This window comes from Kitasatospora putterlickiae, from assembly GCF_039527695.1.
Lineage (GTDB): Bacteria > Actinomycetota > Actinomycetes > Streptomycetales > Streptomycetaceae > Kitasatospora > Kitasatospora putterlickiae.
Genome location: NZ_BAAAKJ010000022.1, coordinates 4,423 through 7,269, shown reverse-complemented (window position 1 = coordinate 7,269; position 2,847 = coordinate 4,423). Strand labels below are relative to the sequence as shown.

Below are 2,847 nucleotides of genomic sequence, written 5' to 3'. Positions count from 1 at the left end.
CGCCACGAAGGAGGAGAATCGCCGTGTCACCCAAGGTCTCCGACCACATCCTGGAACGACTGCGCAGCTGGGACGTCGAGTACGTCTTCGGTTACCCGGGCGACGGCATCAACGGCCTGCTCGCGGCCTGGGGCCGGGCCGACAACCGGCCGGTCTTCGTCCAGGCGCGGCACGAGGAGATGGCGGCCTTCGAAGCCGTCGGCTACGCCAAGTTCTCCGGCCGGACCGCCGTGTGCGCCGCCACCTCGGGGCCCGGCGCGATCCACCTGCTCAACGGCCTCTACGACGCGAAGCTCGACCACGTCCCGGTGGTCGCCCTGGTCGGCCAGACCGACCGCAGCGCGATGGGCGGCTCCTACCAGCAGGAGGTGGACCTGCTCAGCCTGTTCAAGGACGTCGCCGCCGAGTACTGCCAGATGGTGACCGTCCCCGAGCAGCTGCCCAACGTCCTGGACCGGGCGATGCGCACCGCCGCCGCCCGGCGCACCGTCACCGCCGTCATCGTCCCGGCCGACGTGCAGGAACTCGACTACGAGGAGCCGCGGCACGCCTTCAAGATGGTGCCCTCCAGCCTCGGCAGCCCGCGCTGGTCCGTCGTCCCCGAGGAGGAGGAACTGCGCCGCGCCGCCGAGGTGCTGAACGCCGGACGCAAGGTGGCGATGCTGGTCGGCCAGGGCGCCCGCGGCGCCCGCGCGCAGGTCGAACAGGTCGCCGAGCTGCTCGGCGCGGGCGTCGCCAAGGCGCTGCTGGGCAAGGACGCGCTGCCCGACACCCTGCCCTACGTCACCGGCTCGATCGGCCTGCTCGGCACCCGCCCCTCCTACGAGCTGATGCGCGACTGCGACACCCTGCTGACCATCGGCTCCAGCTTCCCCTACACCCAGTTCCTGCCCGAGTTCGGCCGGGCCCGCGGCGTGCAGATCGATCTCGACCCGTTCATGGTGGGCCTGCGCTACCCGTACGAGGTCAACCTCGTCGGCGACGCCGCCCGCACCCTGGACGCGCTGCTCCCGCTGCTCGTCCGCAAGGAGGACCGCGGCTGGCAGCGCACCGTCTGCGACAACACCGAGCGCTGGTGGGACGTGATGGAGCGGCGGGCCGCCGTCGAGGCCGACCCGATCAACCCCGAGTACGCCGTGCACGCCCTCGACGCCCTGCTGCCCGACGACGCCATGGTGACCGCCGACTCCGGCTCCGCCGCCAACTGGTACGCCCGCCACCTGCGCTTCCACGGGCGGATGCGCGGCTCGCTCTCCGGCACCCTGGCCACCATGGGCCCTGGCGTGCCCTACGCGATCGGCGCCAAGTTCGCCCACCCGGACCGGCCCGCGATCGCCCTGGTCGGCGACGGCGCCATGCAGATGAACGGCATGGCCGAACTGATCACCGTCGCCAAGTACTGCCGGCGGTGGCAGGACCCGCGCCTGGTGGTGGCCGTCCTCAACAACCGCGACCTCAACCAGGTCACCTGGGAGATGCGCGCGATGCAGGGCGCGCCCAGCTTCCTGCCCTCGCAGGAGCTGCCCGACGTCGACTACGCCGCGTTCGCCCGCACCCTCGGCCTCGGCGCCTCGCGCGTCCTGGAAGCCGGCGAGGTGGCGGGCGGCTGGCAGGCCGCGCTCACCGCCGACCGCCCGTACGTGCTGGACCTGCGCACCGACCCGGCCGTGCCGCCGATCCCGCCGCACGCCACCTGGGACCAGATCCAGGCCGCCGCCGCGTCCGTGCTGCGCGGCGACGCCGACCGGGTCGCGGTGGTCCGCCAGGGCCTGCGGGCCAAGCTGCAGGAACTCCTGCCGTCCTTCGGAGGCCGCCATGGGCACCACTGACCTCCCCGGCCTCGCGCTGCGCAACATCCGCACCGGCCGCTTCCAGCGCTCGCTGGCGCTCGCCACCGCCGCCGGCTCGGTGATCACCGCCGCCGAGATCTACCTGGAACACGACCGGGCCGGGTTCGGCAACCGGGTGATGTGGTGGCCGGTCTGGCTCGGCCCGGTGGGCGCGGCGGCCGGCGTCGCCGGCGCGGCCAGCCCGCGCGCCGCGCGCACCCTGCTGCCGGTCGCCTCCGCCGCGATCACCCTCAACGGCCTCCAGGGCACCTGGCTGCACGTGCGCGGGATCGCCGAGAAGCCCGGCGGCTGGTCGATGGCCCGCTACAACGTGGAGATGGGCCCGCCGCTGTTCGCCCCGCTGCTGATGAGCCTGGTCGGCGGGATGGGGCTGCTCGCCGCCCTGCTGCGGAGGGAGTCCCGGGATGCCTGAGGGCCCCGCGCCCGACCGGGGGACCCGTTTCCCCGGCTACGACGTGCTCGGCCAGGCCCGCCACTGGGACGGCGTGACGGCCGCGGTGGTGCTCGCCCGCACCGGCGGGCCGCGGCCGCCGCTGCGCTTCCACACCCCCGCCGAGGAGGCCACCGCCCGCGCCCTGCTCGACCAGCTGCTCGACCACCCGGCCGTCCCCGTGCTGCCGATGATCGACGCCCGGCTCGCCGAACAGCAGACCGACGGCTGGCACTTCGCCGACATGCCGCCCGACGACGAGGCCTGGCGCCGCTCCCTGCACGCCCTGGACGCCGACGCCGGCGGACCGTTCGCCGCGCTCACCGACGCCCGGCAGCGCGCCCTGGTCGGCCGGCTCCCGCACCTGCGCGGCGAACGCTGGCACGGCCTGCCCGCCCAGCACGTCTGGAGCCTGTGGACGCGCTACGCGTGCACCGCCTACTACGCCCACCCCACCGCCTGGAACGAGATCGGCTTCGGCGGCCCCGCCCACCCGCGCGGCTACCTGCGCCTGGGCGTCGGGCGGCGCGAACCCTGGGAGGTCGCCGACGCCGACCCGCGCCCGCC

The 2,847-nt window shown here is 74.6% G+C and carries 2 protein-coding genes and 1 pseudogene; all 3 read left to right on the top strand.

Going from position 1 to position 2,847, the window contains the following annotated elements; genetic code table 11:
- Positions 1 to 23: 23 nt before the first annotated feature.
- Positions 24 to 1,829 (top strand): thiamine pyrophosphate-requiring protein, encoded by a 1,806-nt coding sequence (locus ABD308_RS02855; protein WP_344324989.1) that lies wholly within the window; start codon positions 24 to 26, stop codon positions 1,827 to 1,829.
- Positions 1,816 to 2,262, top strand: coding sequence for a hypothetical protein (locus ABD308_RS02850; protein WP_344324986.1), 447 nt, complete (start codon positions 1,816 to 1,818; stop codon positions 2,260 to 2,262). Before ABD308_RS02855 ends, ABD308_RS02850 begins: the two co-directional genes overlap by 14 nt.
- Positions 2,255 to 2,847: pseudogene (locus ABD308_RS39530) on the top strand (gluconate 2-dehydrogenase subunit 3 family protein); the annotation flags it as partial. The gene ABD308_RS02850 and the pseudogene ABD308_RS39530, both read left to right, overlap by 8 nt.

Excerpts from the sequence above, each read along its gene's own strand:
- ABD308_RS02850 (WP_344324986.1), top strand. The coding sequence starts at position 1,816 with ATGGGCACCACTGACCTCCCCGGCCTCGCGCTGCGCAACATCCGCACC.